This is a genomic window from Alcanivorax sp. HI0044, from assembly GCF_001634945.1.
Map to the genome: position 1 here is coordinate 1 of NZ_LWEZ01000568.1, position 815 is coordinate 815.

The following is an 815-nucleotide window of genomic DNA, read 5'->3' on the forward strand; positions in this document are numbered from 1 at the left end:
AAGACCATCCCGATTGATTCGAAAAGCCGTAATCCGGCCATTTACGAACAAGCCTTTGTGCGTATTCGTGAAGAGCTGGCCGCCGGGGAAGTGGTATGTATCTTCCCTGAGGGCAAGCTCACCGGTGACGGTGAGATCGATGAATTTCGCGCGGGCATTGAGAAAATTGTCAGTGACAGCCCGGTGCCGGTTATTCCCATGGCCCTGTCCGGATTGTGGGGCAGCGTGTTCAGCCATAAGGGTGGCAAGGCACTGACCCGCCTGCCCCGGCGTTTCTGGTCGCGAATCAAACTGGCTGTTGGTACGGGGGTGCCGCCCCAGTCCGTGCAAGCCGGCGATCTGCGCACGCGGGTGCTGGCGTTGCGCGAACGCCCCTGAGGGCTGCATGGTTGCCGAAAGCATACGCACAGTAACTTGCAGTCGCGCGAAAAGACCGGACACTCAATAATAAAGGGCAGGCTGTTTCCTTTGCCGGTATGAAAGGAAGGCCGGGAAAGCCCACAACGACAATAACAACAGGGAACGAATGTGTCTGACTCCCCATTGTCGCCCGCATCGCTACGGGCGCGGATCCAGCAGCTGTTGCTGCAATTGCCGCCGGTACAGCGTGCAGATGCCCGTTATCACGAGGTGGAGCAGGAGCTGCTGCACGGGTTGAAGCACCGCCTTGAAGCCCTCCATGAACCCGGCGAAATGGACGGTTCGCCGGACAGTCTGCACCAGCTGCTGGATGTGTCCATGGAGCAGAGTGTGCCGCAGGCCCAGGCCATGCTGGTGCAACACCAGTTGGCAAACCTGACGGCGGATGAAGCCCG

General features: G+C 59.5%; 1 protein-coding gene and 1 pseudogene. Both read left to right on the forward strand.

Features of this window, described 5'->3' with window-relative positions; all coding sequences use genetic code 11:
• A partial coding sequence (locus A3730_RS06835; protein ID WP_197477337.1) for a 1-acyl-sn-glycerol-3-phosphate acyltransferase occupies positions 1-378 on the forward strand: 378 nt, incomplete at its 5' end.
• Between the two features lie 150 nt (positions 379-528).
• Positions 529-815 (forward strand): annotated as a pseudogene (locus A3730_RS06840) (hypothetical protein); the annotation flags it as partial.